The 25720-nt window shown below is 43.0% G+C and carries 23 protein-coding genes; 15 read left to right on the plus strand and 8 right to left on the minus strand.

The features are described from left to right. Window positions 1-108: 108 nt before the first annotated feature. Both GT508_RS12715 and GT508_RS12720 read right to left on the minus strand, forming a co-directional pair. On the minus strand, window positions 109-987 hold the full coding sequence (locus GT508_RS12715; protein ID WP_161144383.1) for a DegV family protein: 879 nt from the start codon (window positions 985-987) through the stop codon (window positions 109-111). 71 nt (window positions 988-1058) lie between these two features. Further along, window positions 1059-1946, minus strand: coding sequence for a DegV family protein (locus tag GT508_RS12720; protein WP_055284944.1), 888 nt, complete (start codon window positions 1944-1946; stop codon window positions 1059-1061). Between the two features lie 218 nt (window positions 1947-2164). Here GT508_RS12720 and GT508_RS12725 point away from each other — a divergent pair, with 218 nt between their 5' ends. Continuing rightward, a complete protein-coding gene (locus tag GT508_RS12725; RefSeq protein ID WP_243144125.1) occupies window positions 2165-3103 on the plus strand; it encodes a radical SAM protein in 939 nt (312 codons plus the stop codon). Between the two features lie 738 nt (window positions 3104-3841). After that, complete coding sequence (gene ltrA, locus GT508_RS12730; protein WP_161144384.1) at window positions 3842-5128, plus strand: group II intron reverse transcriptase/maturase; 1287 nt, start codon at window positions 3842-3844, stop codon at window positions 5126-5128. A 492-nt stretch (window positions 5129-5620) separates the two neighbouring features. Here the strand turns inward: ltrA and GT508_RS12735 are convergent, their stop codons facing one another. The 5 genes from GT508_RS12735 to GT508_RS12755 form a co-directional block, all read right to left on the minus strand. After that, window positions 5621-6439, minus strand: coding sequence for a Cof-type HAD-IIB family hydrolase (locus tag GT508_RS12735; RefSeq protein WP_028087725.1), 819 nt, complete (start codon window positions 6437-6439; stop codon window positions 5621-5623). A 48-nt stretch (window positions 6440-6487) separates the two neighbouring features. Further along, window positions 6488-7858, minus strand: a complete 1371-nt coding sequence (locus GT508_RS12740) for a UDP-N-acetylmuramoyl-tripeptide--D-alanyl-D-alanine ligase (RefSeq protein WP_161144385.1) — start codon at window positions 7856-7858, stop codon at window positions 6488-6490. A gap of 15 nt (window positions 7859-7873) precedes the next feature. Next, on the minus strand, window positions 7874-8938 hold the full coding sequence (locus tag GT508_RS12745) for a D-alanine--D-alanine ligase family protein (RefSeq protein WP_161144386.1): 1065 nt from the start codon (window positions 8936-8938) through the stop codon (window positions 7874-7876). A gap of 17 nt (window positions 8939-8955) precedes the next feature. Continuing rightward, on the minus strand, window positions 8956-10410 hold the full coding sequence (locus tag GT508_RS12750) for a nicotinate phosphoribosyltransferase (RefSeq protein ID WP_117598593.1): 1455 nt from the start codon (window positions 10408-10410) through the stop codon (window positions 8956-8958). A 102-nt stretch (window positions 10411-10512) separates the two neighbouring features. Then, window positions 10513-11247: a lysophospholipid acyltransferase family protein gene (locus GT508_RS12755; RefSeq protein ID WP_028086532.1), complete on the minus strand. Its 735-nt coding sequence runs from the start codon at window positions 11245-11247 to the stop codon at window positions 10513-10515. 102 nt (window positions 11248-11349) lie between these two features. On the opposite strand from GT508_RS12755, the gene GT508_RS12760 reads away from it, so the two are divergent. The 12 genes from GT508_RS12760 (at window position 11350) to GT508_RS12815 (ending at window position 23732) form a co-directional block, all read left to right on the plus strand. Beyond that, window positions 11350-11769: a protease complex subunit PrcB family protein gene (locus GT508_RS12760; protein WP_227097067.1), complete on the plus strand. Its 420-nt coding sequence runs from the start codon at window positions 11350-11352 to the stop codon at window positions 11767-11769. A gap of 27 nt (window positions 11770-11796) precedes the next feature. Next, the gene (locus GT508_RS12765; RefSeq protein WP_161144387.1) at window positions 11797-13353 is read left to right on the plus strand and encodes a DUF3794 and LysM peptidoglycan-binding domain-containing protein; all 1557 of its coding nucleotides are present in this window, start codon (window positions 11797-11799) and stop codon (window positions 13351-13353) included. Between the two features lie 35 nt (window positions 13354-13388). Further along, on the plus strand, window positions 13389-14264 hold the full coding sequence (gene ispE, locus GT508_RS12770) for a 4-(cytidine 5'-diphospho)-2-C-methyl-D-erythritol kinase (RefSeq protein WP_055284166.1): 876 nt from the start codon (window positions 13389-13391) through the stop codon (window positions 14262-14264). Between the two features lie 2 nt (window positions 14265-14266). Continuing rightward, on the plus strand, window positions 14267-14944 hold the full coding sequence (locus tag GT508_RS12775) for a GntR family transcriptional regulator (protein WP_028086528.1): 678 nt from the start codon (window positions 14267-14269) through the stop codon (window positions 14942-14944). Window positions 14945-15075: 131 nt separating this feature from the next. Further along, entirely contained in the window at window positions 15076-15747 is a 672-nt protein-coding gene (gene spoIIR, locus GT508_RS12780) for a stage II sporulation protein R (protein ID WP_028086527.1), read from the plus strand. Between the two features lie 2 nt (window positions 15748-15749). After that, window positions 15750-16469: an acyl-[acyl-carrier-protein] thioesterase gene (locus GT508_RS12785; RefSeq protein ID WP_055284169.1), complete on the plus strand. Its 720-nt coding sequence runs from the start codon at window positions 15750-15752 to the stop codon at window positions 16467-16469. A 47-nt stretch (window positions 16470-16516) separates the two neighbouring features. Next, window positions 16517-17356 carry a CvfB family protein gene (locus tag GT508_RS12790; protein WP_161144388.1) on the plus strand — a complete coding sequence of 280 codons (840 nt, stop codon included), beginning with the start codon at window positions 16517-16519 and terminating at the stop codon, window positions 17354-17356. 58 nt (window positions 17357-17414) lie between these two features. Then, window positions 17415-17663 carry a hypothetical protein gene (locus tag GT508_RS12795; RefSeq protein WP_028086524.1) on the plus strand — a complete coding sequence of 83 codons (249 nt, stop codon included), beginning with the start codon at window positions 17415-17417 and terminating at the stop codon, window positions 17661-17663. Between the two features lie 79 nt (window positions 17664-17742). Further along, the gene (locus GT508_RS12800) at window positions 17743-21219 is read left to right on the plus strand and encodes a DNA polymerase III subunit alpha (RefSeq protein WP_118309189.1); all 3477 of its coding nucleotides are present in this window, start codon (window positions 17743-17745) and stop codon (window positions 21217-21219) included. Between the two features lie 80 nt (window positions 21220-21299). Continuing rightward, window positions 21300-22280, plus strand: a complete 981-nt coding sequence (pfkA, locus tag GT508_RS12805; protein WP_055284172.1) for a 6-phosphofructokinase — start codon at window positions 21300-21302, stop codon at window positions 22278-22280. 166 nt (window positions 22281-22446) lie between these two features. After that, window positions 22447-23268 carry a glutamate racemase gene (murI, locus tag GT508_RS12810; protein WP_055284180.1) on the plus strand — a complete coding sequence of 274 codons (822 nt, stop codon included), beginning with the start codon at window positions 22447-22449 and terminating at the stop codon, window positions 23266-23268. 8 nt (window positions 23269-23276) lie between these two features. Continuing rightward, window positions 23277-23732 carry a DUF1934 domain-containing protein gene (locus GT508_RS12815; protein WP_055284181.1) on the plus strand — a complete coding sequence of 152 codons (456 nt, stop codon included), beginning with the start codon at window positions 23277-23279 and terminating at the stop codon, window positions 23730-23732. 27 nt (window positions 23733-23759) lie between these two features. On the opposite strand, the gene GT508_RS12820 is transcribed toward GT508_RS12815, so the two are convergent. Further along, window positions 23760-24200, minus strand: a complete 441-nt coding sequence (locus tag GT508_RS12820) for a hypothetical protein (RefSeq protein WP_055284182.1) — start codon at window positions 24198-24200, stop codon at window positions 23760-23762. 249 nt (window positions 24201-24449) lie between these two features. Between GT508_RS12820 and tig the strand changes: the two genes are divergently transcribed. Then, window positions 24450-25583 carry a trigger factor gene (tig, locus tag GT508_RS12825; RefSeq protein WP_243144126.1) on the plus strand — a complete coding sequence of 378 codons (1134 nt, stop codon included), beginning with the start codon at window positions 24450-24452 and terminating at the stop codon, window positions 25581-25583. Window positions 25584-25720: the final 137 nt, after the last annotated feature.

The following is a 25720-nucleotide window of genomic DNA, read 5'->3' on the forward strand; positions in this document are numbered from 1 at the left end:
CTTACTCTTTCTGAACATGAAAATACCCCCATATAGGACTTTTATATTTCATTGTCCTATATGAGGGTAGCATATCAAGATGTCTCCCGGGGATTATTGTATACATTGTTAGTTGTCATAATCTTCCGAACAAACACTGATACCCATTCCATATCCCTTCGGCCCGATATGACATCCGATACTGAATGAAAGCGGATCGTAATATACATAAGAGTCCGGAAATGCGTCTACAAGCAGCTGTTTCCATTCCGCAGCCTCTTCTTCTGTCAGGTTAGAACCGGCAGCACCAATCAGGATATGTCTGTCGCCTGTATCTTTAAAACGTGTCTCACGATCGTTCTTTAATGCCTCGACCATTTTTTGCTTACACTTCTTTATACCGCGGGTCTTGGCAAAAGCATCCAGTTTGCCACCCTGAATTGTCAAGATCGGTTTGATGTTCAGAACACTTCCGAGAGCGGCACCGGCAGCAGTAACACGTCCGCCCTTTTTCAGAAATTCGAGCGTGTCAACAGCGATATAGATGCTGGAATTGTAAGCCTCGGCCTCTAATATTTCTTTGATTTCTTTTGCTGATTTTCCGGCTTCTGCAAGCTTTTTTGCATGCATGACAGATTCTCTCTGTGTGACAGAGATCCTGTGATTGTCTGCAACCTGTACCTTGCCTTCATAATCAGCAGAAAGGCTGATAGCTGAAGAACAGGAAGCACTCAGTCCGCTGGACATCGGGATATGGATAATCTCGTCATAACCCTGTTCGAAGATGTCATCCCAAAGATCCATCAGATCACCGGGCGAAGGCTGGGATGTGGATACATTCTTTCCGCCTGTCAGGCTTTCATAGAAAGAAGTTTCGGTAAGATCGATTCCTTCATAGTGTGTCTCATCATTGATAATGACTGGCATAGGAATCAGAAAGATTCCCATCGAGTCAGCTTCTGCTTTCATAATTCCGCTGTTTGTGTCTGTCATAACAGCTGTTTTCATAAGAGAAAACCTCCTTTTGTACTCTTTACTATCTATCAGTTACAGAATAAATATTCTTGATAGCAAATATTTTATTCTGTTCGTGTGTCACCCCAAAAGAACAGTGCAACGGTTCCCGGACCTGTATGGCTTCCGATCGTTGTTCCCACATTGTTGATCTCCACTTTTTCTTTCAGATATGGAAAACGGGATTGAACCAGATCAGCAACGGCCTTCGCATCTTCGTAACAGCCGGAATGAGAAATGTAGCATTTCCCTGTATAGTCGGTCTGATGATCGGCATATTCTGCCATCTTATCGACAATGGCACGGATAACTTTTCGCTTTGTGCGAATCTTATATCGTGGAATCAGGCGTCCCAGGTTATCCATGTTAAGGAGCGGACAGATGTTCAGTACACCGCCGATCGCACCTGCTGTCTTCGAGATGCGCCCGCCTTTTACGTAGAATTTTAAATCGGTGGAGAAGAACCAGTGATGTACGTTCAGCCGGTGCTTTTCAGCGAAGCGGAAGACTTCGTCCAGGGACTTGCCTTCATCACGCAGATCCGCCAGCTTATCCATCAAAAGTCCATATCCGGAAGATGCGCCAAGAGAATCCACGATCAGGATCCGGCGGTCAGGATAACGTTCTTCAAGACTTTCTTTTGCAATCATTGCGGAATTGATAACTCCAGAGAGTCCGGAAGAAAGTGTGACATGCAGGATATCCTTTCCTGCTTTCAGGAAGGGCTCGAAATATTCTTCGAATTCCTCGGCATTGACCTGTGAAGTCTTTGTATCGGCTCCGGCGGCCATTGCAGCATAAAATTTATCAAATGGGATAGATTTTCCAAGATCATCGGCATATTCCCTGCCATCCAGTTCGAAATGAAAACAGATGTAAGATATGTCACGTGCTTTGAAATGTTCCTCTGTAAGATCTGCTGTCGAGCAGCAGCTGATGATGTAATCCCTCATAATGCATGCTTCCTTCCCTGTTGTTTTATTATATTTAGAATATTCATGTATACTCCAAGTGGTAAAAATTGTACCATTTTCTCGGGGGAAATTCAATAATAACGAAAAAATCAGGAAGAAAAAGATGAAATTGCCTGCGGAATTCGTGGTACAATATTCATACATCAAAGGTACTGCAGGAAGATAGGGATAATGGAAATAACGGGGAATAAGAAAATATGAATAAAGATATGGAAAGAATAAAAGAGAACATGAATATTCTAAAGGATTGCACATTATGTCCGAGGAATTGTCATGCAGACCGTTTTGGGGGACAGCGCGGAAGATGTCATGAGACGGCCGAAATCGTGGCAGCAAGGGCAGCACTCCACATGTGGGAAGAACCCTGTATATCAGGAGATGCAGGCTCCGGAGCGGTATTCTTTTCCGGCTGTTCGATGGGCTGTATCTTCTGTCAGAACCATAATATAGCCGAAGCAAAAGCCGGAAAGATAATCACGATTGAAAGGCTGTCGCAGATATTCCTGGAACTTCAGGGAGAAGGAGCTGCCAATATTAATCTTGTGACACCGACACACTATGTTCCACAGATCATAGGAGCATTAGAGATGGCAAGAAAAGCCGGTCTGGCTCTCCCGGTTGTCTATAATACAAGCGGATATGAAAAGCCGGAGACAATACAGATACTGGATGGATATGTAGATGTCTATCTTCCGGACTTTAAGTACATGGAACCAGAACTTGCAGCTGCATATTCGAAGGCTCCGGATTATCCCGGATATGCCAAAGCATCTTTAAAAGAAATGATTCGTCAGACGGGGAATATCCAGATCAATAAAGAAACAGGAATGATACAAAAAGGAGTGATCGTAAGACATCTGGTTCTGCCGGGGCATGTAAAAAATTCCAAAGCGGTCATAAAATATCTGCTCGAAACATACAAAGACCAGATTCTGATCAGCATTATGAATCAATACACCCCTATGCCGCAGGTTGCAGAAGATCCACTTCTTAGCCGTAAAGTTACAAAAAGGGAATATGAAAAAGTTATAGATTATGCACTGGAACTGGGAATGGAAGATGGATTTATCCAGGAAGGAGAAGCAGCAAAAGAAAGCTTTATACCGGAATTTAACTTAGAGGGGATAGGGATTTAATCGGGATTTAATTCAGGAAGGCTGTGGATACCCGAAACGGAATAAAGCTTGGAAAGGTGTTCCTGTTCAGGTTCCATCGGCGGGTCAATTCTAAAGGGGCAAAATTCTGCTAAAAGCAGGCTTTCAAAATTTGAAACTCGGCATACGCCTCAGACAGTCAAATTTTGAAAACCCAACGCAGAATTTTGCCCCTTAAGAATTACCAACGCCTCTTTCACGTGTGCCCAGCGAAGCTGGGTCACGCCAGTTGGTGAAAGTCCAACTACGGTAATTACCAGTAAGCCGTATAGTCAAACTCGGTGCGTTGTAGTAATACAGGGTGCTAAGCGAGTGGGTTATGTGCTCTAAAAGAGTGCTAACAATCATGCAGACCGTAACATAAAGTGAATTCTGCCGTATCGTAAAGGTAGCCTTTGTAAAAAGGGGGAGCGAGAAGGTTGAGCCTCGGTGAAATAGGCGAAAACCAAGGAAGTTGGGAAGAAACTGGAAATGCACCAATGATAATTCTCCGGTATATGGGAAGCGGTATGTATGAAAGGTGTGATCTGGAACTGGGGAGACCCTACTTATCACCAAAAGGTAAAGAAGACACGTATAAGGATAATCGAAATCGGAGTCTTGATAAGAGGGAGTCGGAAAGGAACATAGTACCAAAGATGGCTGTGAAACAAAACACAGTCTAGGAAAGGTTCCTTACTTCATTCAAGTTTGTAGAGAGGGTAAGTGTGAGAGAATGTCATGAAGACTAACAACTCCAAAGAAAAAGTACGACAACTTCAAAACAAACTATATCTAACAGCCAAGAAATGCAGTACAAGAAGATTTCATGCGCTGTACGACAAGGTCTATAGAGATGATGTCATGTACGAAGCATGGAAAAGAGTAAAAGCCAACAAGGGTTCTAGCGGGGTAGATGGAATCACAATCGAGGACATCGAAGCCAAAGGTGTGAACCGATATTTGACAGAAATCCAAACAGAACTAAAGAATGGGAATTATCGACCAAAACCAGTAAGAAGAGTTCTGATACCTAAGCCAGACGGAAGTAAAAGACCGTTGGGAATCCCGTGTGTAAAAGACAGGATTGTGCAGATGGCAACAAAGATAGCAATAGAGCCGGTATTTGAAGCAGATTTTGAGGACTGTTCTTATGGATTCAGACCGAAAAGAGATGCAAAACAAGCACTGGAGATAGTCAGAAGAGCATGCAATAACAAAGGTTACTACGTAGTAGATGCTGACATCGAGAAGTTCTTTGATAACGTAAATCAGGACAAGTTAATGATACTGATACAACAAAGAATATCGGACAGAAAGATACAAAAGCTAATCCGTCAATGGCTAAAAGCAGGGGTCCTGTATGGAAATATCCTGGAAATCAGTGAATTTGGTACAAGTCAGGGATCGGTAATATCGCCATTACTAGCCAATATATACTTACATACATTAGACCGACTATGGAAAAAGTATGGACATAAGTATGGGAAACTTGTCAGATATGCAGATGATACAATAATCATCTGTAAGAATTGGAAAAATGCGAAACATGCAATGAATCTACTTCGATACATCATGGGAAAGCTGGATTTAAAACTGCATCCAACGAAAACAAAAATAGTAAGTATGTGGGGAGGAAAAGAAGGGTTTGACTTTCTGGGAATGCACCACAGAAGATTTACCAAAACACGAAAAGATGGACGCAAATACGGAGATACGTATCAGTATCCAACCAGAAAAGCAATGAAGAAAATGAAACAAACCATAAAGAAAAATGTAAATCAAAGATACCTACTAACAAGAACGGAAGAAGAGCTGATAAAGAATCTTAATCCGAAAATAATCGGATGGAGGAATTATTATCGGACGGAACGTAATGGAAAATGGATGCAGGCATTGGATTGGTACATTCTATGTACTTTTTGTAGATGGTATAACAAGAAACATCACCAAAGACAAAGACTTAAAGGATTACGAAATACCAGACAAAGGCTAGAACAGAAAGGTCTACAACGAATGACTGCATAACGTAATGCTGTAGAAAGAAGAATGTCGGAAAGCCGTATGAGGGAAAACCTCACGTACGGTTTGATGAGGGGCCAGAGGGTAAAACCTCTGGCCTACTCTACATTCACTGGAACGCCTTTCCAAGTTTTATTCCGTGTATATCAAATGCCTTACGAATTAGATGGCAAGTGCGTAACCGTAGTGGTCTTCACCGGGTTACACTTCCGGGCATTTTATTTATTAACATCCGCTGCCAGTCACGACTTGAAGGAAACAATAGATAAGGATTATTGTGAATGTGGAATGCCATTAGAAATAGTTAGAGAGTCAGAATCACCGTTAAAGGAACGAAGCGAACGTGTTTGAGGCGAACGCCGAGTTTGAGCGTAGTTCCTTTGCTTTTAGGTGATTCTGACTCTCTTAGTGTTTCTTATGGTATGGAACCTGAACAAGAAGCCTTATCTATTGTTTCCTTCAAGGACTGAGAGGCCGCTTCCCAGTTAATAAATTAAATTACCGCATAAACTCATTGATCACATGCAGCACCCCATCCTCATCATTAGACTTCGTAATATAATCCGCCTTATCAAGAACGGCTGGTTGTGCATTTGCCATGGCTACGCCAAGTCCTGCGGTTTCGATCATGGTCAGATCGTTGTATCCATCTCCGCAGCAGATCATTTCATCTGCAGTAAGACCGATACTTGTCAGTAATTTTAATAAAGAATGTGCCTTGTCGATTCCGGCCGGCATAACCTCTACAAAGAAAGGATCCGAACAGTAGACGGACAGATAAGAGTGAAACTGTTTGCTGAGTTCTTTGCGTATCTGGTCTAAGATATCGGGATCTCCGGTTACGAGGAATTTATTCGGATCATCAGGGATGACATCCAGAAAGTCAGCACCGGCATCAATGATCGGCATCTGATTGATGCGGGACTCCAGCTCTGTGTATTGATTGGAGTGGATGCCGGATAAAATATGTTCGGATGTGTAAGTGAGGATGTCTACGCCGTGTCCGGCATATTTTATCACCGTTTCGTAGACACCTTTTGCACAGTCAGCCGGAAGTATTTTATTGTAGATTGCTTTTTTGGTCCGGCAGTCGGTGATACGTCCACCGTTGAAAGAAAGGATGTAACTTCCATAATCTTCCAGATGAAGCTGCTCTGCCAGCGGAACGACACCTTTTGTCGGGCGTCCGCTGGCGAGAACAACTTTTTTACCGGCTTCCTGAATCTCGATCAGAGCATCCAGGGTCGGCTTTGTAATTTCTTTTTGGGAGTTGGTAAGAGTTCCGTCCAGATCAAGGGCGAGAATCTGATAAGCCATATAATAATCTCCTTAAATATCTCGTTTGTTTCGTTCTTTTTTGTTATTTTATAATTCTTCCAAAGCATGAACAATCTGTGGAAAATTCATTCCGTGGGAGGCTTTTACCAGAACATTGTCCCCATCTTTGATGATGTCCGGTATAGCCTGAATGAAGCTTTCATTATCAGCAAACCAAAGTGCCTGGGTATGTGTGCCCCTGGATGCTTCTTCTACCAGAGCGTGTGTCAGGTCTCCGATTCCGCAGACAAGGTCTACATTCTGTTGTGCTGCGTAAGTACCGACTTCTGCATGAAGAACTTCAGCAGTATCACCAAGTTCTCCCATATTACCAAGGACTGCAACCCTACGTCCGATTGCCATATTAAGGACATCGATGGAAGCCTTCATAGAGATTGGATTGGCATTGTAGCAATCGTCTAAGATGATCATATGGTCTGTTTCTATGATATGGTTACGCCCTGGGATAGACGGCAGGGATTCGATGCCGGCTTTGATCTCGCTGGCAGTCAGTCCCAGTGTATATCCGACAGCAGCACCTGCAATCGCATTGCTTACCATGTGGATGCCGGGTACAGGAACCAGACAGTCGAAAGAAGTCCCATCCTTTAATGTGATCGTGCAGGAAGTTCCGCGGAGTCCCTGAGGTTCAATATTGTCGGCACGGAATGCACAGTTGCTTCCTGTTCCGAAGAATACAGGAGCGACACCTTTGACAGGACTCATCTTGCAAAGCAGATCGTCATCACCGTTCAGAATGATGGAACCGCCGTTTTTCATATCCTGGATCATCTGTGATTTTTCCTGAAGAATGCCTTCTCTTGTCTTGAAGAACTCCAGATGTGCGATACCGATATTGGTGATCACACAGATATCAGGGCTGGATACAGATGAAAGGCGGCGCATCTCACCGAAGTGATTGACACCCATCTCAAGTACGGCAACCTCTGTATCCTCCGGCATATCGAAGATCGTGATCGGAAGTCCCCATTCGTTATTGAAGTTTCCAAGTGTTTTATGTACATGATATTTCTGAGCCAGAACAGAGGCAATCATCTCTTTGGTACTGGTCTTTCCGACACTTCCGGTAATTCCGACAACTTTCATATCAAAAGAATCACGATAAAGCTTGGCAATGTCAAGCAGTGCCTGCCCTGTGGATTCTACCAGAATATAAGGAAAATCCGTCTCACCGAGATCTTCGTGGGAGACAACACACATAGCACCGGCTTTTACAGTGTCCGGGATGAATTTGTGTGCGTTGACACGTTCTCCGTCAATGGCAACGAATAAGTAACCAGGCTGGACTTTCCGGCTGTCGATCACGACACCGGATACTTCCTGGCTGAGAATACTCTCATCGCCGTGGAAAGTCCCTTTGCAGGCTCTGGTTATATTTTCAATTGAAAGATTTTTCATGGATATTCATCCTCCTTAATAGCGGGCTTTCATGGATTCCTGAATAATGGCCTCACAAAGTTCGCTGTATTCATATCCGGCAGCTTTGGCAGCTTTCGGAAGAAGGCTTGCTGCGGTCATTCCCGGAAGGGCATTCATTTCCAGACAGTAGAATTCACCGTCTGCATCGGATACGATAAAGTCTGCACGGGAGTATACATCCATGCGGAGTGCTTCAAAGGCACGTTCACCGGCACGCTGGATCAGTTCTTGTGTCTCTGCATCCAGTGATATAGGAGGACAGATTTCGGAAGCACCGCCTGCCTGATATTTGTTCGCATAATCAAAGAGTCCGTCCTTTGGAACAATTTCAACGAGCGGAAGTGCTTTTCCGGCAAGAATACCGCAGGCAAATTCACGGCCTTTGATAAATGGTTCGATGACAACCTCGTCTGTGTTGTCTATATCAAAAGATTTGTGGATCGCATCATAATAGTCTTCTTCTGTGTGGCAGATATATACACCGATACTAGATCCGTTTGAGCATGGCTTTACAACCAGTGGAAGGTAATATCCAAGTTCATCCAGACGGGTATCTTTCGTTTTTACTGTCAGTGAAGTTCCTCTTGGAGTCGGGACACCACTGGTTTTGAAAATCTGTTTTGTGACCAGTTTGTTCATGGATAATGTACATCCAAGAGAGTTCGGTCCGGTGTATTTGATTCCCAGGTTATCAAAAGTTGCCTGAAGTTTTCCGCTTTCACCGATAGAACCGTGAAGAGCCATGAATGTGATATCAGCCATCTGGCAGAGTTCAATAACATTTGGTCCGATTTCGGAAGGTGACTGATCCGGGCGTGATTTGCGAAGTGCACCCAGATCCGGTACAGATGTTGAGATTCCCTTGGAAATCTCAAGCCCGCCGTCCGGACGGTCGAATATTTCTTCTAATTTATCGGAATCGTATGGAAGGCCGAAGAACACATCCAGAAGAAATGCCTGATGTCCCATCTCCCGGAGAGTTTTACAAATTCCGGCTCCCGAAAGTAAGGATACATCTCTTTCCGGACTGAGTCCGCCTGCTAATACTATAATTTTCATGATCAATAAGTCCTCCTTTAATCTGTCATATTCATCTGATCCAGCAGTGATTTTTTAACATCGTAGAGTTTTTTGGAAAGATCCACATAAACTCTGTGCGGATAGAAGAGACGCTTGGTCTCATCCCATAAAGTGTCTTTTTCCGTGCAGCAATATGAGGCAATCTCTTTTAATGTCGGAGATTTGTAAATGCATTCGCCGTTTTTGAAGACAGGTACAAGAATCTCGCGTACTGTATAGGTGCCACCGGAAAGTTTCGTCTTTTTCCATGTCTCTATCGGGTCGAAGAGAAGCAGATCCTGTTCGGTATCGATGACTTCATCGGCAAAACAGATAAGGTCTGCCTTGATCTTACCGCTCTCTTTTTCATAGATACGGTAGATCGTCTTATTACCAGGATTGGTGATCTTCTCGGTATTTTCAGATATTTTTATCTTCGGAACGAATTCTCCTTCTTCATTCTGGATGGCAGCCAGCTTGTACACACCTCCGAAGGAAGGGCAGTCCTTGGATGTGATCAGGTTGGTACCGACACCCCAGGAATCAATGGCTGCGCCCTGCATCTTCAGATCGTGAAGAAGGAATTCATCCAGATCATTGGAAGCACAGATGGTAGCTTCAGGGAAGCCTGCATCGTCCAGCATCTTCCGTGCTTCTTTTGAAAGGTATGCAAGATCACCGCTGTCCAGGCGGATTCCGTATTTGTTCAGTGGTTTTCCGGAATCTTTGAATTCCCGGAATACACGGATGGCATTCGGAACACCGGATTTTAACGTATCGTATGTGTCAACTAAGAGTGTGCAGTTGTCCGGATACATCTCTGCGTAAGTCCTGAATGCAGTGTATTCATCCGGAAAACTCATGATCCAGCTGTGTGCGTGGGTTCCCATAACAGGGACGTCAAACATCTGTCCGGCAAGCACATTGGATGTGCCGACACATCCGCCGATCATCGCTGCTCTTGCACCATATAATCCTGCATCAGGACCCTGTGCACGGCGCAGACCGAATTCCATAATACCATCGCCGTTAGCGGCAAATACAATACGGGAAGTCTTGGTTGCGATCAGTGACTGATGATTAATGATATTCAGGATCGCTGTCTCAACAAGCTGCGCTTCCATAATCGGAGCAATCACTTTCAGAAGAGGCTCCTTCGGAAATATGACGGTTCCCTCAGGGATGGCATAGATATCACCACTGAAGTGGAAACCGCTCAGATAATGAAGAAAGTCTTCTTTAAAAATCCCAAGACCTCTTAAATAATCTACATCTTCATAAGTAAAATGCAGATTCTTTATATAATCAATTACCTGATCAAGACCGGCACATACAGAATATCCGTTGTTGCAAGGGTTCTGACGAAAAAATACATCAAAAATAACTTTTTCATTCTGCCCTTTTTCGTAATACCCTTGCATCATGGTGAGCTCGTACAGATCGGTCAGCAAGGTAAGATTGCGTTTGCTCATTTTCAAACTCCTTTTTACTGCTGTTTGCAGTACATTTCTTTTTTAGTTATACCGTTTTATTATAGCACTTAAGAGAATAAATGTAAAAGAAAAAAACAGGCACTAAACAAGTGCCTGATTCTTATGAATAGTCTCGCGGATGATGTTACTGCAATGTTCGCCGATACGTTTTTTCTCGTCTTTGTCCAGTTCTTTCGGATAGATTGGTTTGCCATATTCCAAAATAACGTGTGTTTTCTTAATGAAAGGTATATGACCTTCAAAAATATCACAGGTATTATTCAGACTCATCGGTACGATCGGACATCCGGTCTTCTCTGCAATCTTAAAGGAACCGTTGTGGAACGGAAGTAAAGATAATTCTTCGCCGTTGTTCCTGGTACCTTCCGGAAAGATACAGATAGATACACCGTGTTTTACATAATCGATTGCCTGAAGGATAGTCTTTAAGCCTTCTTTCGGATTCTCCCTGTCAAGGAAGAGACAGTAGAGACGCTTCATCCAGGTGCGGAGAAGCGGAATAGAGAGCATCTCTTTTTTGGCAATGTAACCGGTCAGGTTTTTGCATCTTGCATACGTGATCACGATATCAAAATAACTTCTGTGGTTTCCGATAAAAAGAACCGGCTCGTCCGGAACATTCTCCTCACCGATGACAGTGAGCTCGATCCCGGCAAGGCGGACAATCACTTTAAATGCCCACTGGACGATCCGCAGACTGGAATAATCCATTGTCTTTTTGCTGATTTTCCCAATCAGCCATTCAATTCCAAGAACCGGAATGCCGATAATCAGGAATAAGATCACGAATAAGGCAACTGGTATAATTCTCATAATGAATACTCCTTTTCATTCTAGTTATTTTATCATAGCATAAAATCCGCATTTTTTACACCCATAGTGTGTAAGATAGTAGAGAGAAAATAGAAGAAGGCTGTATTGAAGAGAATAAAAATGTTCTTAACCGTGATCGCAGTTACAACGCTGCTTTCCGGTTGTAGTTTTGGCACGATAGAAGAACAGAAAACAGGAGATGTTACATATGAGATTGTAAAAAAAGAAGAGATTCCGGAACAACTGAAAGAAGAGATAAAAGAAGCTGGAAAAAAGGAAATGTGGATCAGTTATGCAGATACAGGAAAGGAAGAAACATACCTGTATGTAGTGCGGGGGTACGGGACACAGCAGACGACCGGCTACAGCATTGAAGTAAATGCATGTTATGAGACAGTGGATACAGTGGTTATCCGTACAACGCTTCAGGGCCCGGAGAAAAAGGAAAAAATACACAAGAAAAAGACATATCCATACATTGTCATAAAGATGCCGTACACAGAAAAGCAGATTATATATGAATAAAAGATGTTGTAAAAGGAGGCAGGAACAATGGAATATCAGAAAAAAGAGATCCGTATATTTCAAAATGGAAGGACAGTAAATGACCAGTTCTATATTGACGGGGATTATAATGTTCCGGAGGCAAAACGGGATGTGGGAAAGATTATATTAAGCAATGGGATGTTGCGGGTAGAGGAGATGAAACAGGTAGAAAGCTATCTGAAAGTATCGGGAAAACTGGAGTTCAAAGTTCTTTATATGGCAGATGAGATGGTTCCGGTACCGGCAAGCCTGGAAGGGCGGATCCCATTTGAAGAGATGATCTATCTGGAGCAGGAACCGGAAGGAAACCTGGTGCTTCAGACGTCTGACACCGAGGTTACTGTAACGATGATCCACTCAAGAAAACTGAACATCAAGACACTGGCAGAGATTTCCATCGGAACCGAAAAGTGTACCGGTGAAGAGATTACAACCGATGTAGAAGAGAAAGTTCCGGTTTTTAAGAAAATGAAAGAAGAAGAGATTCTAAAAGTATTTGCTACCGGAAAAGATACTTACAGGATTAAAGAAGAGGTCACATTGAGCGGTACAAAGGAGCATATCGGCACACTTTTGTGGACGGATGTGACAGGTGGAAAAGCGGATACACAGTTAGGAACAGATGAACTGCTGATTAGTGGTGAACTTAACATGTTCTGCCTGTACGAAACGGCAGAAGGAAAGACGGATTGGATAGGCCGGACAGTCCCGTATGAGGGGCAGATCGAATGTATGGGTGTGATGCCCGGAATGTATCATCAGTCAGAATTACATCTTACGGATATTAATGTAGAGCCGCGGATGGATGAGAACGGCGAGATGCGTATTCTTGGCATAGAAGCAACGCTGCAAGTCCGTCTGATTGTCTACGAGGAAGAGAAGATCCAGATACTGGAAGATCTGTATATGCTGGATCATATCTGTATTCCGGAGATGAAAGAAAAGAGGTTCTTCCGGTTAAAACTTCAGAATCATTCCAAATGCAGGATCAGTGAAGAATTAACACTGCCGGAGCTGAAAGAGGATATCTTGCAGATCTGTCACTGTAAAGGAAAGATTCAGATGGAAACAGTAAAAGCAGAGACGGATGGTGTACATATCGACGGTGTGCTGCACTTGCGGTTTCTATATGTGCGGGAAGATGATCAGACGCCGTTTGGCGTATGGAATGGAATGGTTCCGTTCAGTTATCTCCTGGAAAACGGGGGCGGCGAACCGGATATGGAAGATATGGATTGTACGGTCGAGCAGCTTTCGGTAAATCTCATGGGAAGCGGTGAAGTAGAAGTCAAAGCCGTTCTGGCATTCAACTGTTTTCAGAAAGAACCGGTGCAGATACAGAATATTGAATCTGCGGAATTCCGCCCGATGGATACCGAAGAGTTGGAAAGCCGTCCCGGAATTGTCGGATATTTCGTACAACAGGGGGATACATTATGGAATCTTGCGAAAAAATATAACACAACGGTGGAAAATATAAAAGAAGTTAATCATATGGAAAAAGAAGGTATAAATAAAGGCGATAAAATATTGATTTTTAAGCAAAATTTGGGTATACTGTAAGAACATTGTATACAAAATGTAAGGAGATAAATAAGATGGATAAAATGGAATTGAAAGCACTTGGAAAGATTAATCTGGGTCTGGATGTTCTGGGACGGAGAGAGAACGGTTATCACGATGTGCGGATGGTGATGCAGACGGTATACCTGTATGACCAGATCCGGATGGAAAAGACGAAAAAACCGGGTATAGAATTGTTGACGAATCTTTTTTATCTGCCCGTGAATGAGAATAACCTGGCGTATCAGGCAGCAGACCTTCTGATGAAAGAGTTTCATGTAAAGGAAGGCGTGAAGATCACATTAGATAAACATATACCGGTAGCGGCAGGAATGGCAGGCGGAAGTTCGAACGCGGCAGCCGTACTGTTCGGGATCAACCGTATGTTTTCGCTTGGACTTTCACAGAAAGAACTGATGGAAAGAGGCGTGACACTGGGAGCAGATGTTCCTTATTGTGTTATGCGCGGAACCGTTCTTGCAGAAGGGATAGGAGAGATCCTCACACCACTTCCGGCATGTCCGAAATGCCATGTGCTGATCGCAAAACCGCCGATCAGTGTGTCGACAAAACTGGTCTATGAGAAGCTGGATTCCCATGAGATTGAGAATCATCCGGATATTGACGGAATCATCGATGGGCTGTATGACCAGGATATTACAAAGGTAGCATCCCGGATGGGAAATGTACTGGAGAAAGTAACAATCGAAGAATATCCGGTTATTGAACAGATTAAAAATGTCATGAAGGAGCAGGGAGCACTGAATGCGATGATGAGCGGAAGTGGTCCAACGGTATTCGGCCTTTATGAGACAAAAGAGAAAGCAAGAAAAGCAGCAGCAAAGATAAGAGAAAAGCAATTAGCAAAGCAGGTGTATGTGACCGGCATACATAATGCAAGGAGGAAATAGGCATGGAACCGAATTTTAAAGTAAACATGAATGAGTATCTGCCACTTAGAGATGTCGTGTTCAATACTTTGAGACAGGCGATTCTTCGAGGCGAGTTAAAACCGGGAGAAAGACTGATGGAGATCCAGCTTGCCAATAAACTGGGAGTCAGCCGTACTCCGATCCGTGAAGCTATCCGTAAGCTGGAGCTGGAAGGTCTTGTGCTGATGATCCCGAGAAAGGGAGCGGAAGTCGCAGAGATCACAGAGAAGAATATGCGGGATGTCCTGGAAGTAAGAAAGGCTTTGGAAGAACTGGCGGTTCAGCTTGCATGTGAGAAGATCACAGATGAAGAGATCGAAGAGATGAAGAAAGCGGCCGAAGAGTTCAAGATGATCTTAAAAAGCAAGGATATCACAGAGATTGCGGAAGCCGATGTACGTTTTCATGATATCATTTACATGGCAACGGATAATCAGAAACTGATTCTGCTTCTGAATAACCTGCGTGAGCAGATGTACCGTTATCGTGTGGAATATCTGAAGCGTGAAGAAGCATATCCACAGCTCATTGCAGAACATGCGGCAATTATCGAGTATATCAGCAAAGGGGAGAAGAAAGCTGCAACAGATGTTATGTGTAAACATATCGATAATCAGGTAACGACCGTGATCGATGTGATCCGTACAAAGCAGAACTAGAAAACAAAAAATTCAGAAAGTATGCCAGGAGTGTATAGATAAGAACCATTGTGTCAAGACTTCCTGTATCAGTAAGAATTACCGTTCATGCAGTATCCGTGAACGGTAAGAGGCAGGAAGGAGATACATAGATGAAACGGGAAAGAATTTGCCTGATTATAGCATGTCTGCTGTCATTTGCGCTGACAACCGGGATTATGGAACGGCGTATGGAAGTTGTTCATGCGGAGATTGCACAGACGCAGAAAACGCTGGCAGAGGAAGTGTTCCGCTTTCATGTGATCGCAGAAAGCAATAGTGTGAAGGATCAGCGGATTAAATTGCACGTCCGGGATACGGTACTTAGCTATATGAAATCACAGATGCCGGAAACGGAGCGTAAAAGCGCACAGTTAACGAAAGACTGGGTGAAAAAGCATCAGAAGGAACTGGTGAAGACTGCTGATGAAGTGTTAAAAAAAGAAGGCGTGTCATACCGGGCACAGGCAAAGGTGACGAGCTGCTATTTCCCGGATAAACGGTATGGTGATATCATATTTCCGGAAGGAGAGTATGAGGCGCTGAGGATCACTCTCGGAAGCGGAAAAGGACATAACTGGTGGTGCGTGCTGTACCCGAGCCTGTGCTTTACCAATGCGACCTGTGCGGTGGTTGATGAAGACGGAAAAAAAGAACTGAAAGAAGCACTCAGTGCAGAAGAATATGAGATGGTAACTGCTGCTTCGGAATTCAAGATAAAATGGTTTTTCTTCGGGAATTCCGATAAGAATACGGAAGAAGAGCATACAAAGGAGTCAGACTAACTATGAGAGACAATCAATATACTACAGAGGGAAGAATCCGGTTCAGTGAAGTGGATCATACCAGAAGAATCACACTGCCGGGGATCGTGAATTATTTTCAGGACTGCAGCACATTTCAATCGGAAGATCTCGGACTGGGAATCATGCATTGCAGCGAGCGGAAAAGAGCCTGGATCCTGTCGTCGTGGCAGGTAGTCGTAGAACGGTATCCGGAGATAGGAGAGAAGATACAGACCAGTACCTGGGCGACAGATTTCAAGGGATTGTTCGGGGAGCGTAATTTCTGCATGACAGATGAGAATGGAAACGATGTCGCATATGCCAATTCCCTGTGGGTATACATGGATATAGAGAGAGGACGTCCGGCAAGACCGGATGAATCAGAGATTGCCCCATATGGAACCGGAGAGCCATATGAGATGACATACGAATCCAGAAAGATTCCTCTTCCAACAGAATCGGAAGAACTGGAAAGCTTTCCGGTGCGCAGATATCATATCGACACGAATGAGCATGTTAATAACTGCCAGTATGTGCAGATGGCACTGGAGTCGCTTCCGAAAGACAAAGAAGTACACCAGATGCGAGTGGAATATAAGAAATCTGCAGTATATGGTGATATGATCTATCCGCGGATTGCAGCAGAAGATGACAGAACAGTCGTTGAATTATGTGATGAAAATGCAAAGCCGTATGCAGTGATCGAATTCAGATTTGCGTAAGCAGGTAACAGATACATTAAAAAGAGAAGGAAACAGAGAGGAAATATATGGGATTAACAGATTATTTGGGAAAGAAAAGAAGATTGATGATCGTCAAAGAAGTGGAGTTCGGAGTATATCTGGGAAACAAAGATGACAAAGTTCTGCTTCCGAAAAAACAGGTGCCGAAAGATGTAGAAGTCGGAGATCCGGTAGAAGTATTCTTATACAAAGATTCCTCCGACCGTCTGATCGCAACCACACAGGAACCGAAGATCACGCTGGATAAACTGGCTGTACTGAAGGTTGCAGACGCAGGAAGAATCGGTGCATTCCTTGACTGGGGACTGGAGAAAGATCTTCTTCTTCCATTCAAAGAGCAGACTGCGAAAGTGAAAAAAGGTGATGAAGTTCTGGTTGCACTTTACGTGGACAAGTCCGGAAGACTTTGTGCAACGATGAAAGTATATGAGAAGCTTCGTACAGATTCTCCATATAAAAAGGATGATCATGTAGAAGGAATCATTTACGAGACGAGTGATAACTTTGGCGTGTTTGTGGCAGTGGATAACTGTTACAGTGCATTAATTCCAAAGAGAGAAGCTTTTGGCAGGTTAAAAGTCGGTGATCGTGTATCTGCCAGAGTCCTGAAAGTAAGAGAGGACGGAAAATTAGACTTAAGTGTCAGAGAAAAAGCATTTCTTCAGATGGATGAGGATGCAGCGCTGATCATGAAACGCATGGAAGAATATGGCGGGAAGCTTCCGTTTAATGACAAGGCGGATCCGGAACTGATCAAACAGGAATTCGGATTGAGTAAAAATGCGTTCAAACGTGCTGTCGGAAGACTTCTTAAAGAAGGTCGTATAAAAATTTCAGAAAAGAATATTGAAATGAAAAAGAAATAAGGTATAATAAAAGCATTAAGATTGTTAATAATAAAATGAATAAAAAGGAGAATGAGAAATGAAAGTACAGAATATTACAGATATCGAAGGATTTTTCAAAGTAGTTGATTCTTGTGAAGGAAAAGTTGAACTTGTAACAGGTGAAGGTGACAGACTGAACTTAAAGTCAAAATTATCTCAGTATGTATCTATGGCAAATATTTTCTCTAACGGAGAAATTCCGGAATTGGAAATCGTTGCTCATGAGCCACAGGATATCGATAAACTTGTAAAATTCATGCTTCTTGGAACTGGAAAAGAAGACTAAGGCAAACATGAATGTTTGAGAGGGTGTTCCCTGAAGGGAGCACCTTTTTTCAATATATTTAACAGGAAGGGAGAAAGCTATGAGCTTTGCACATCTTCACGTCCATACAGAGTACAGCCTGTTGGATGGCTCAAATAAAATTAAAGAATGTGTAGCCAGGGTAAAAGAACTCGGGATGAACAGTGTGGCGATTACGGACCATGGTGTGATGTATGGTGTTATTGATTTTTATCGTGCGGCAAAAGCAGCAGGAATCAAACCGGTTCTCGGGTGCGAGGTCTATGTTGCACCGGGATCTCGATTTGATAAAGAGGCTGTCGGAAGCGGTGATGACCGTTACTACCATCTGGTACTTCTGGCAGAAAATGATATCGGATATCACAATCTGATGAAGATCGTATCCAGAGGATTTACGGAAGGCTATTATTATAAACCGAGGGTAGATATCGAAGTACTGCAGGAATTTCATGAAGGGATCATTGCGCTCAGTGCATGTCTGGCCGGTGAGGTACAGAAGAATATCCTGCGTGGGATGTATGAAGAAGGAAAGGCAGCAGCACTTAGGTATCAGGACATTTTCGGAAAAGGGAATTTTTTCCTGGAACTGCAGGATCATGGGATGCAGGAGCAGCAGATCGTGAATCAGTCGCTCCTTCGTATGGCTCAGGAGACGGGGATTGAGCTTGTTGCGACGAATGATGTACATTATACCTATGCCGAAGATGTAAAGCCTCATGATATTCTGTTGTGTATCCAGACTGGAAAGAAACTGGAAGATGAAGACCGTATGCGGTATGAAGGCGGTCAGTATTATATTAAGTCTGAGGAAGAGATGCGGCAGCTGTTTCCATATGCACTGCAGGCGCTTGAGAATACACAGAAGATTGCGGACCGTTGTAATGTGGAGATTGAATTCGGTGTTACCAAATTGCCGAAATATGATGTGCCGGAGGGATATACTTCCTGGGAATATCTGAATAAGCTTTGCTTTGATGGCCTGAAAGAACGTTATCCGGACGGGGATCATTCGCTGAAAGAACGTCTGGAGTATGAATTGTCGGTCATTCAATCTATGGGATATGTGGATTATTTCCTGATCGTGTGGGATTTTATCAATTATGCAAGAACACAGGGGATCAAGGTCGGACCGGGACGAGGTTCGGCGGCAGGAAGTATCGTATCGTACTGTCTGGGAATCACAAGTATTGATCCGATCAAGTATCAGCTGCTGTTCGAGCGGTTCCTGAACCCGGAACGAGTATCCATGCCGGATATTGACGTGGACTTCTGTTTCGAAAGGCGGCAGGAAGTTATCGACTATGTAGGAAGAAAGTACGGTGCAGACCGGGTGGTACAGATCGTAACTTTTGGTACGATGGCGGCCCGCGGAGTCATCCGTGATGTGGGACGTGTGATGGATCTTCCATATGCATTTGTAGACAGCATTGCAAAGATGGTGCCGACAGAGCTGAATATTACGTTAGATAAAGCCCTGAAGATGAATCCGGAATTCAAAAAACTGTATCAGGAAGATGAACAGGTAAAGGAACTGATCGATATGTCGAGAAGACTGGAAGGTCTTCCGAGACATACATCCATGCATGCGGCAGGTGTCGTGATCGGTCAGAGGGCAATAGAGGAGTTTGTGCCTCTTTCACTTGGATCCGATGGCTCTGTGACAACACAGTTTACCATGACAACTCTGGAAGAACTGGGACTTTTGAAGATGGATTTCCTGGGACTCCGTACATTAACAGTTATCCAGGATGCAGAACGTCTGGCAGGTATCAGCAGTGGAAAGACGATTGATATCAATAAGATAGATTATGATGATAAAGCAGTCCTTGCATCCATCGGAACAGGAAAGACGGACGGAGTATTCCAGCTTGAAAGCGCCGGTATGAAGAACTTCATGAAAGAACTGAAGCCACAGAATCTGGAAGATATTATCGCCGGTATTTCATTATATCGTCCGGGTCCGATGGACTTCATCCCGCAGTATATCAAAGGCAAGAATAACCCGGAAAGCATTACCTATGACTGCCCGCAGCTGGAGCCGATCCTTGCGCCGACTTACGGCTGTATCGTATATCAGGAGCAGGTTATGCAGATCGTGCGTGATCTGGCAGGTTATACACTCGGACGAAGTGACCTCCTGCGAAGAGCAATGTCCAAGAAGAAGGGCGACGTCATGCAGAAAGAACGTCAGAACTTTGTGTATGGGAATCCGGATGAGGGCGTACCAGGCTGTATTGCCAATGGAATCGACGAGAAGACGGCAAATAAAATCTATGATGAAATGATTGATTTTGCCAAATATGCATTTAACAAGTCGCATGCTGCGGCATATGCGGTGGTATCTTATCAGACAGCCTGGTTAAAATATTATTATCCGGTAGAATTTATGGCAGCACTTATGACTTCCGTGATCGATAATCCGGGGAAAGTGTCAGAGTATATTTACAGCTGCCGGCAGATGGGAATTAAGATCCTTCCGCCGGATATCAATAAAGGAGAGGGAAGCTTCTCTGTTGACAGCGGTAACATCCGTTATGGCCTGGCGGCGATCAAGAGTATCGGAAAGCCGGTGATAGAATCGATCATCAAAGAAAGAAAAAACGGAGGGCCATTCAGCAACCTGAAAGACTTTATCGAGCGGCTGTCCGGAAAAGAGGTCAATAAGCGTACGATAGAAAGCTTTATCAAGTCCGGAGCATTTGACAGTCTGGGTGGTACAAGAAAGCAGTTCATGGTGGTCTATGTGCAGATTCTGGATCAGGTGAACCGGGAGCGGAAATACTCTATGACGGGACAGCTTTCACTGTTCGATATCGTAAGTGATGATCAGAAATCAGAATTCGATATACCACTTCCGGATGTTGGTGAGTATGAAAAAGAGACAAAGCTTGCATTTGAAAAAGAAGTGCTCGGAGTATATCTGAGCGGACACCCACTGGAAGACTATGAAGAAAAATGGAGAAAAAATATATCCAGGACGACGTTGGATTTCCAGCTGGATGATGAAACCGGAAGAACGAAGGTGCATGACGGCGCAAAAGAGATTGTCGGAGGTATGATTACGAATAAGACGATCAAGTATACCAAGACAAATAAAGTGATGGCATTTATCACACTGGAAGATCTGGTTGGATCGGTAGAAGTCGTGATCTTCCCGAGAGATTTTGAAAAGAATCAGATGTATCTGAATGAGGAAGCCAAGGTATTCATCAAGGGCCGTGTATCAGAGGAAGATGATGCACCGAGCAAACTGATCTGCGAACAGGTGATTCCATTTGCTCAGACGAGAAAGGAATTATGGCTGCAGTATCCGGATAAAGAGACATATCTTCAGCAGGAAGGAATGCTGCAGGATATTTTGAAAGTCTCTGAAGGAATGGATGAAGTTATCATTTATTGCAAAAAAGAAAAAGCAGTAAAACGCCTGCCAAAAGGCTGGAATGTGACAGCAGATGAGGTGTTGTTGAGCAGATTGACGAATTATCTTGGTGAAAGTTGTGTAAAAGTTATAGAAAAACCCATTGAAAGCGTGCATTAATTCATGTACAATATCATCGGAGAGAAATGATAATGGTTAAAAGATAATTGGAACAAACTAATACAATGGAGGAATGAATCATGGCAGACAAAAAAGTAATTCGTACAATAGGTGTATTGACAAGTGGTGGAGATGCTCCTGGAATGAACGCAGCAATCCGTGCCGTTGTTCGTACAGCACTGAGTAAAGGACTGAAAGTAAGAGGTATCAGAAGAGGATATCAGGGACTTTTAAACGAGGAAATTATCGATCTGTCAGCCAGAGACGTATCCGATACAATTGAGCGCGGAGGTACAATTCTTCAGACAGCCCGTTGTGCAGAGATGCGTACAGAGGAAGGTCAGCAGAAAGCAGCAGCTATCTGTAAAAAATATGGTATTGATGGTCTGGTAGTCATCGGTGGTGACGGATCATTTGCCGGAGCTCAGAAACTTGCTAACTTCGGAATCAACACAATCGGACTTCCGGGAACGATCGATCTGGATATTGCCTGTACGGAATATACAATCGGATTCGATACAGCCGTTAATACAGCTATGCAGGCTATTGACAAAGTACGTGATACATCAACTTCTCATGAGAGATGCTCTATCATCGAGGTTATGGGTAGAGATGCAGGATACCTTGCACTGTGGTGCGGTATTGCAAACGGAGCAGAGAAGATCCTGATGCCTGAAGAGCATGATTATGACGAAGAGAAGATCATTGAAGATATTCAGGAATCAAGAAAACGTGGAAAGAAGAACTACATCATCATCAATGCAGAGGGTGTTGGAGATTCTATGAACATGGCTAAGAGAATTGAAGAAGCAACCGGTATGGAGACAAGAGCAACGATTCTCGGACACATGCAGCGTGGTGGAAGCCCGACATGTAAAGACAGAGTATACGCTTCTATCATGGGAGCAAAAGCCGTAGATCTTCTGCTTGAAGGAAAGACAAACCGTGTTGTAGGTTACAAACATGGTGAGTATGTAGACTTCGATATTGATGAAGCACTTGGAATGACAAAAGGAATTCCTGCTTACCAGTATGAGATTGCAAAAGAGCTGGCTCTGTAATTAAAACCGGAATAAAGAATAAAAAGTTATCTGTTTTATGGCAGGTAACTTTTTTTATAGCAAAGTATACAAGGGAGGTTTCGACATAAAATCTCTTGAAAATGCACGTCCAAGACGGTACAATAGTAAAATATGGTGGAGTATTCATAAAAGGAGATTTAATATCGTGGAAAATAAAAACAGGAACACTGCAGCAATCGGTGTGTTTGATTCGGGAGTCGGCGGTTTGACCGTCACAAGAGAGATCATGCGTCAGCTGCCGAATGAAAATGTAGTATATTTTGGGGATACAGCAAGAGTTCCATACGGAAGTAAGTCAAAGAATAACATTATCCGTTTTTCCAGACAGATCATCCGTTTCCTGAAGACAAAGAATGTAAAGGCAATCGTGATCGCATGCAACACGGCCAGTGCACTGGCGCTGGAGACGGTGAAGGAAGAATTTGATATTCCGATCATCGGAGTGATCGTACCGGGAGCAAGAGCTGCCGTAAGAGAGACGAAAAACGGTCAGATCGGCGTACTTGGTACAGAGGCAACGATCAAGAGCGAGACTTATACCAAAGAGATCAGAAAACTTATGCCGGAAGCGGAAGTTATAGGAAAACCATGTCCGTTATTTGTTCCGCTGGTAGAAGAAGGATTTGCAAAGCATAAGATCACAGAAGAAGTGATCGATATCTATCTGTCCGATATGAGAAAGTCGGAGATTGATACACTGATTCTGGGATGTACCCACTATCCGCTTCTCAGATCCAGGATTATGGCATATTTTGGAGAGTCTGTACATATTGTAAATCCGGCGTACGAGACAGCGATGGATTTGAAGCAGATACTGGAAGAGCAGAAAATTGCCAATACATCGGGAGAACCGGCGGCATATGATTTTTATGTCAGTGATGCAGCAGAAAAGTTTAAGAAATTTGCCAATTCAATCCTGCCATATGATGTAGATAAGACACAGGCAATTGATATTGAAGATTATTAGGAGAATATATGACAAAAGACGTATTATTAAGTATATCCGGTCTGCATCAGGATGTGACCGGGATAGAAGCGCAGGGTGATGAGCCGGGAAATGAACCGATCGAAGTGATCGCACCCGCAAATTATTATGAAAAAAACGGAAAACATTATGTGATTTATGATGAACTGGTAGAAGGAATTCCGGGAACGATCAAGAATAAGGTCAGAATTATGGATGACCGGAAGGTTGAGATCATTAAGAGTGGAATTACAAATACGCATATGGTATTCGAGAAAGACAAGATCAATATGACACAGTATGAGACACCATACGGTGAGATGATGATCGGGGTCTTTACAAAAGATATCCGGTTCGAAGAACAGGATGAAAAGATCACGGTACATGTGAACTATGCGCTGGACATCAACGGAGATCCGGTTGCAGACTGTAATATAGACATAAAAATAACAGCATTGGGGCGATAGGTTCCAATGCTGTTATTTATTAAGTACTTATTTGTTTCTTAATCTTGCAAAAAATCCCTTTTTCTTTTCCGGTACGTCCAGCGGACCTCTTACACCTTTTACTGCTGTGATGTAAATACCGCTGATAGTAGCTTTTACTTCTTTCTTAACCGGAATCAAAGGATAAACCTGTGCGTCGCACATAAGTGTCATGATCTTTGGTCCGACTTTGGCTTTTACTACCGGTACTTTAGAACGACGAAGATACTTTGGTGTATTTTCGATTACGATATCCGGTAAGCCGGCTTCTTTTAATTTCATACGACCTTTATCGATAACCAGGATGGAAACAGTCTGTGCAACTGCATCAAGTTGTGCCTGCTGATCTGCCTGTTTCTTCTCGGCTTTCTTTCCAACGAAATATAATACAACACATGCAACGATCAAAATCACAAGGATTACCAATAATACAATTGTAAATGTCTTCACAATAAACCTCCTATATTCTATATTCCATAACAAATATTCTAACATTGTTTTGGTGGGAGTGCAAGAAGTATACGGGAAAAGTAGACGATTTCAAAATGAAAAATTTGATAAAAGAATGAAATATATGTGAAAATGCTATGAAAGTTTTTCTAAATGTGATATAACAAAATAGTATGCGTAAACGTATACCAAGAAATCAGATGGGATTATGATGCCCACCTTAAAATGAATAATAAAACGAGGTGCACTATGAAAAAGAAAGTGGCAATGTTATTAACAGGTGTTATGGCAGTCTCTCTTATGATGACTGGTTGCCAGTCTGCCAAAGGTCTGGAAACAGAGAATATTAAGGTTTCTGTTTATAAAGGCGTTGAAGTAGATAAGGTTGACAAACCAAGTGAAGTAACGGATGATGATGTGAATACACAGATTCAATCAGTACTGGATGAAAATTCAACAACAGAAGAAGTAACAGGCCGTGCAGTAAAGAAAGGTGATACAGCGACAATTGATTTTGTCGGAAAGATGAACGGAGAAGCATTTGACGGCGGATCATCCACAGATTATCCATTAGAGATAGGTTCCAACTCTTTTATTGATGGATTTGAAGACAGTATCATCGGACATAATGCAGGCGATACCTTTGACTGGAACGGAAAGTTTCCGGAGAATTACGGAAGTTCTGACCTGGCAGGAAAAGATGTTACATTTACAATTACAGTAAAATCTATTTCCAAAAAGAAGACACCGAAGCTTACGGACAAGTTTGTAAAGAAGGTGTCAAAGGAATCTAAGACAGTAAAAGAATATAAAGAAGAAGTGAAGAAGTCTCTCGAGGAAGATAACGAGAAGACATATAATGATTCTTTACAGCAGGCAGCATGGCAGAAGGTTCTTGATAATACAAAAGTTAAGAAATACCCTGAGAAAGATGTAAAGAAGATTGAAGATTCTCTGATCTCTCAGTACAAATCTGTTGCAGAAGCTTACAATGTGTCATATGATGATCTGATCAAACAACAGATGGGAACAACTGTTGAGAAATTCGAAAAGCAGGTAACAAAAGCTGCAAAATCCAGTGTAAAGCAGACATTGGTAACAAAGGCAATTGCAGATAAAGAGAACATTAAGTTAGATGATGAGACTTATAAGACAGAGCTTAAGAAGATTGCGGATGCATACGGATACGACAGTGTGAAGGCTCTGAAGAAAGCCGCATCCAAGTCAGAACTGAAAGAGATCGCACTGAATGATCTTGTAAAAGAATGGCTGGCTAACCAGTGCATTCAGGTTGAGACAAGCTCAAGCAGTTCATCAAGCTCAAGCAGTTCATCAAGCTCGAGTGATTCATCAAGTTCAAGTAGTTCAGACTCAGGCAATTAAGCCGGACTGAATTGAAAGCAAAAGAAAATATAAAGATAAAAAACTCCCCCGGAGTGTTTCTGGTATGCTCCCCGTCAAGAGGACAATAAAAAATAATAAATTTTTGTATCGTCAGCCATGCTATGGCTGGCGATATT

The organism is Dorea sp. BIOML-A1, assembly GCF_009875615.1.
In the GTDB taxonomy this organism is placed as follows: domain Bacteria; phylum Bacillota; class Clostridia; order Lachnospirales; family Lachnospiraceae; genus Dorea_A; species Dorea_A amylophila.

Excerpts from the sequence above, each read along its gene's own strand:
- ispE (WP_055284166.1), top strand. The coding sequence starts at position 13,389 with ATGGATAAAATGGAATTGAAAGCACTTGGAAAGATTAATCTGGGTCTG.
- GT508_RS12775 (WP_028086528.1), top strand. The coding sequence starts at position 14,267 with ATGGAACCGAATTTTAAAGTAAACATGAATGAGTATCTGCCACTTAGA.
- GT508_RS12765 (WP_161144387.1), top strand. The coding sequence starts at position 11,797 with ATGGAATATCAGAAAAAAGAGATCCGTATATTTCAAAATGGAAGGACA.
- GT508_RS12740 (WP_161144385.1), bottom strand. The coding sequence starts at position 7,858 with ATGAAAAATCTTTCAATTGAAAATATAACCAGAGCCTGCAAAGGGACT.
- GT508_RS12715 (WP_161144383.1), bottom strand. The coding sequence starts at position 987 with ATGAAAACAGCTGTTATGACAGACACAAACAGCGGAATTATGAAAGCA.
- GT508_RS12790 (WP_161144388.1), top strand. The coding sequence starts at position 16,517 with ATGGGATTAACAGATTATTTGGGAAAGAAAAGAAGATTGATGATCGTC.
- GT508_RS12795 (WP_028086524.1), top strand. The coding sequence starts at position 17,415 with ATGAAAGTACAGAATATTACAGATATCGAAGGATTTTTCAAAGTAGTT.
- spoIIR (WP_028086527.1), top strand. The coding sequence starts at position 15,076 with ATGAAACGGGAAAGAATTTGCCTGATTATAGCATGTCTGCTGTCATTT.
- pfkA (WP_055284172.1), top strand. The coding sequence starts at position 21,300 with ATGGCAGACAAAAAAGTAATTCGTACAATAGGTGTATTGACAAGTGGT.
- GT508_RS12725 (WP_243144125.1), top strand. The coding sequence starts at position 2,165 with ATGAATAAAGATATGGAAAGAATAAAAGAGAACATGAATATTCTAAAG.
- GT508_RS12785 (WP_055284169.1), top strand. The coding sequence starts at position 15,750 with ATGAGAGACAATCAATATACTACAGAGGGAAGAATCCGGTTCAGTGAA.
- GT508_RS12735 (WP_028087725.1), bottom strand. The coding sequence starts at position 6,439 with ATGGCTTATCAGATTCTCGCCCTTGATCTGGACGGAACTCTTACCAAC.
- GT508_RS12750 (WP_117598593.1), bottom strand. The coding sequence starts at position 10,410 with ATGAGCAAACGCAATCTTACCTTGCTGACCGATCTGTACGAGCTCACC.
- tig (WP_243144126.1), top strand. The coding sequence starts at position 24,450 with ATGAAAAAGAAAGTGGCAATGTTATTAACAGGTGTTATGGCAGTCTCT.
- GT508_RS12815 (WP_055284181.1), top strand. The coding sequence starts at position 23,277 with ATGACAAAAGACGTATTATTAAGTATATCCGGTCTGCATCAGGATGTG.
- GT508_RS12745 (WP_161144386.1), bottom strand. The coding sequence starts at position 8,938 with ATGAAAATTATAGTATTAGCAGGCGGACTCAGTCCGGAAAGAGATGTA.
- ltrA (WP_161144384.1), top strand. The coding sequence starts at position 3,842 with ATGAAGACTAACAACTCCAAAGAAAAAGTACGACAACTTCAAAACAAA.
- GT508_RS12720 (WP_055284944.1), bottom strand. The coding sequence starts at position 1,946 with ATGAGGGATTACATCATCAGCTGCTGCTCGACAGCAGATCTTACAGAG.
- GT508_RS12800 (WP_118309189.1), top strand. The coding sequence starts at position 17,743 with ATGAGCTTTGCACATCTTCACGTCCATACAGAGTACAGCCTGTTGGAT.